At 66.3% G+C, this 3,657-nt stretch carries 4 protein-coding genes; 1 reads left to right on the top strand and 3 read right to left on the bottom strand.

Annotation, left to right across the window (positions count from 1 at the left end):
• Positions 1–116: 116 nt before the first annotated feature.
• Positions 117–1,208 carry an iron-siderophore ABC transporter substrate-binding protein gene (locus ACYQ1Z_RS18645; protein WP_459794039.1) on the bottom strand — a complete coding sequence of 364 codons (1,092 nt, stop codon included), beginning with the start codon at positions 1,206–1,208 and terminating at the stop codon, positions 117–119.
• Between the two features lie 374 nt (positions 1,209–1,582).
• On the opposite strand from ACYQ1Z_RS18645, the gene ACYQ1Z_RS18640 reads away from it, so the two are divergent.
• Positions 1,583–2,077, top strand: a complete 495-nt coding sequence (locus ACYQ1Z_RS18640) for an FBP domain-containing protein (RefSeq protein WP_459794038.1) — start codon at positions 1,583–1,585, stop codon at positions 2,075–2,077.
• A 76-nt stretch (positions 2,078–2,153) separates the two neighbouring features.
• On the opposite strand, the gene ACYQ1Z_RS18635 is transcribed toward ACYQ1Z_RS18640, so the two are convergent.
• Both ACYQ1Z_RS18635 and ACYQ1Z_RS18630 read right to left on the bottom strand, forming a co-directional pair.
• A complete protein-coding gene (locus tag ACYQ1Z_RS18635) occupies positions 2,154–2,927 on the bottom strand; it encodes a hypothetical protein (protein ID WP_459794037.1) in 774 nt (257 codons plus the stop codon).
• Between the two features lie 39 nt (positions 2,928–2,966).
• Positions 2,967–3,395 carry a hypothetical protein gene (locus ACYQ1Z_RS18630; RefSeq protein ID WP_459794036.1) on the bottom strand — a complete coding sequence of 143 codons (429 nt, stop codon included), beginning with the start codon at positions 3,393–3,395 and terminating at the stop codon, positions 2,967–2,969.
• Between the last annotated feature and the right edge of the window lie 262 nt (positions 3,396–3,657).

The following is a 3,657-nucleotide window of genomic DNA, read 5'->3' as shown; positions in this document are numbered from 1 at the left end:
TTCCGGGATAGGCACGGGCGGTCCCCGGGGTACGGGCTGCCGTTCCCGGCACCAAGATGGCGGGATTCCGGCCCTGGCGCGCCGCCGTCGTCGAACTCTATGTCACGTAACCGGTGCTACTTCACGGCATCCGCTGCGGATGCCAGCTCGGGCAGGAACGTGTCCAGCGCCCAGGGCAGGCTCAGCGGGGAGGAAGCGGAGACGGCGAGGACCAGGCTCTTGTTGGCGTCCGCCACGAACGCACCGTTCTTGACCGCGGGGATCTGGCCGAGCAGGGGATCATTCTTGATCGCTTCGGCTTCGCTGGTGTCCTCGACGGAGCTGAGGAAGATGTCCGAGTCCAGCTCGTTGACCTTCTCGGCCGACCACGGCACAAAGAATTCCTTCGAGCCGGCCGATGCCTGCTCCGCCACGGGCGCGAGCTTCATGCCAATGGAGGACAGGAACTTGGGCCGGTTGTCATTGGCCGTGTAGATGCCGGTCTGGGTGAGGTCGGAGGGGACGGCGTAACCGTAGATGAAGGTCTTGTCCTTGATCTGCGGGTACTTGGCAGCCTCTTCCTTGATGGTGTTCTCCGTGTCGGAGACCAGCTTGGCAGCCTCGGCGTCCTTGCCAAGGGCCTTGCCAACGATGGTGGTGGCATCCTGCCAGGAGGTTCCGTAGGCAAGTTCAGGATGGGCGACCACGGGAGCGATTTCGCTCAGCTTCTTGTAGTCCTCTTCGGTGAGGCCGGAGTAGGCGGCGAGGATGACGTCCGGGGTCAGCTTGGCGATCTCGGTGAAGTTGATGCCGTCGGCCTCGGAGTACTGGACCGGAGCCTTGTCCGTGCCAAATCCGGCGCCGAGTTCCTCGAGGGCTGCGTCCTTCCAGGGGGTGGAGCCCTGGTCGTTGCCGCCCCACTCGTTCTTGGGGACGCCGACCGGGACCACGCCCAGGGCAATGGCGACGTCGTCATTGACCCAGGAGACGGTGGCCACACGGGTGGGCTGCTTCTCGATGGTGGTTTCACCAAACGCGTGCTTGATGGTGACCGGGAACTGTGCGCTGCTGCTGGAGCTGGAAGCGCCGGCGTCCGCGGTGGACGCCGGGCCGGTGGAGCAGGCGGAGAGGGAGAGGGCCGCCGCGGCCAGGAGTGCGGTTGCCTTGCCTGCTGACTTGAGCAGCGTGCGGCGCGTGGTGCCTGCGCCGGAGAAGAGGGGGGAAGCCATTGAAATCCTTAGGTGAACGGTGCGAACCCAAGTAAGGCTAGCCTATCCTCGCTCCTATTACGCAAGCTTTTCGTAGCTTATTCGCCAACGTGACGAAGGACACAACCCTTGCCTGCGTGTCGCTGCCAGTTCGAGTCGTGCCCCCTTTGGACACGCGACGGTGGCTTTGGCAGGATGTCACTGCGGGGCACGACACGGTCCGCCCGCATGCGTACGACGGGAATTCGAGGAACAGATGAGCAGGCGCGGGGTCATTCAGCCCGCCGCTGCCGTGGAAAGCGGGGCGGCCACTTTGGCCTGCTCAGCGGGGAATGACTGACCCCCCTCCTTACCTTGCCCGCCTCCGGGCTTCCCTCCTCCGTAAAGGTCCACCCATGCAATCAGTCACGCCCCAGCAAATCCGCTCATCATTCATCAATGCCAGCCGCTCCGAGGCCGCCAAGCTCAACCTGCCCAAGGACTTCGGCTCCCTTGACTGGGACAGCCTCGACTTCCTGGGCTGGCGCGACGAAAAAATGCCGCTGCGGGGCTACCTCGTCGTCCCCGGCCCTGGCGGCCTCACCGGCGTGATGCTGCGCGCACCGGAGGGCGGTGCCCGCAAGAACCGGTCGGTGTTGTGCGAGCTCTGCCGGGACGTGTTCTCCAAGGAGGACGTCCTTCTGTGGGTGGCGAAGCGTGCCGGCCAGTCCGGACGGGACGGGAACACCGTCGGTACGCTGATTTGTGCCGATTTCCTGTGCTGCGGCAACGTCCGGAAGGAACCGCCGGCGAACGAGATTAACCCGGACCCGGCCGCCGTGGTCCTCCGCCAGATCGAAGGCCTCAAGGAGAGGACCGCGCAGTTCCTGGGCCGGGTGCAGGCCAGGTAGCTACGCCCCGCGCCGCCGGCGTGCCAGCAGGAAGCCCTCCCTCACGAATGTGCAGGAGGGCTTCGTCTGTTGCCCGTCAGCGGTACGTGAAGCTCATCAGCAGGTCCGTCAGGGCCTGGCCTTCCCCGCCCGCAAGCCAGGCCCTGGCCGCCTCGTCGCTGGCGAAGGAAGGACCCGTGAAGATGACTGTCGCGGCCAGGACGCGGTTGCCCCCCACGATGGTTGCATCCGCCGCCGGTTTGCCGTCCGGGGAGACGGCAGGTCCTGCCGTGATGGCCATGCGGTAGTGCAGCTCGCCGTAGATGTTGTCGACAAAGAAGGATGCATGGGCAGCAGGAGCGGAGTGCCCCAGCAGCCCCGGCACCGGTTCTGAGTAGAGCACCGTCCTGGTGAGCGGGCCCATATTGGCGCCGCCCGCCTCGCTGTAGAAGAGGTGGACCTGCTCGTTACCGCCGGCGTCGTAAACGGTCGCGTTCTCCACGGAGGGGGGCTCCAGGCGTCCCGTACGGTCGACGTACCAGCCTGCGGGATGCGTGAAAGACAACCGCCCGTCGGGGAAGGTGAAGGCCACCGGCTCCGCGGCAGCAGGAACCTGATCTGACGACGGCGGGGTCCCGGCCGGCGCGGGCGGCTGACTGGAAGCTGCGGGGGCAGCCGCAGGAGGACTGGCGGCGGCGGAGGGCGCGCTGGCGGCGGGGGCGCTTTCCGGGGCCGACGGGGCCGACGGGGACGCGGCAGCCGCGGTTGTGCTGCCGCTCCCCGCCGAGGCGTTAGGCATGCAGCCCGTCACGGTGAGCGTGAGCAGTACTGCCAGCGTAGGGAAGAAGTTCACGCGCCGTGCCGAATACATGCTGTTGCCTTTCAAGAGAACCCCCTAATGACATCTTGGTCAGCGGTACGAGAAACTCATGAGCACGCCTTTCAGGGCCTGGCCCTCGGCACTCCAGTACCAGGCCTGTGCTGCCTCATAACCGTCAAACCGGGGTTCATCGAACAGCACATCAGCGGTCAGAATGCGGTCACCGAGCTTGACGAGCCCGTACTCCACCTGCCCGGTGGGCGAAACTGGCAATCCCGGCGTCAGCCCCATGCGGTACTGGGTAGCGCCATCAGCTCGGTCGATAAAGAACGACGAATGCGCGGGGACATAATCCACCAGCCCCCGTACCACATCCGTTTCAATGACGTTCCTGGTGACATTGCCGGCAGTTGCGTCACCTACCTGGCCGTAATAGATGTTGATCTGCTCCTTGCCGCCGGCATCGATGACGGTGGCTGTTTCAACGGCAGGTGAGGTCGTCACCTGCTCGTGTTCCACGCGCCAGCCCTCCGGATACGCGAACGACAGGCGTCCGTCCGCGAAGGTGAATTCCTGTGGCCCCCGGGGTACCGGGGATGAAGTGGCGGCGGGAACAATGGTGACCGCCGGGCTCGTCGTGGGGGCGGAGGGCGGCGCCGGCGTTTCCGCCTCCGGCGTGGCCGTCTGGGCGGAAGTCGCCGCCGGAACTGCCCCGCTGCCCGCAGGAGTGGAGGGGGGGGGGGGGGGGAGGGGGGGGGGGGGGGAGGGGGGGGGGGGGAGG

This window comes from Arthrobacter sp. AD-310 (genome assembly GCF_054656615.1).
The sequence above is the reverse complement of the archived record's forward strand: the minus strand, read 5'-3'. Positions and strand labels throughout refer to the sequence as shown.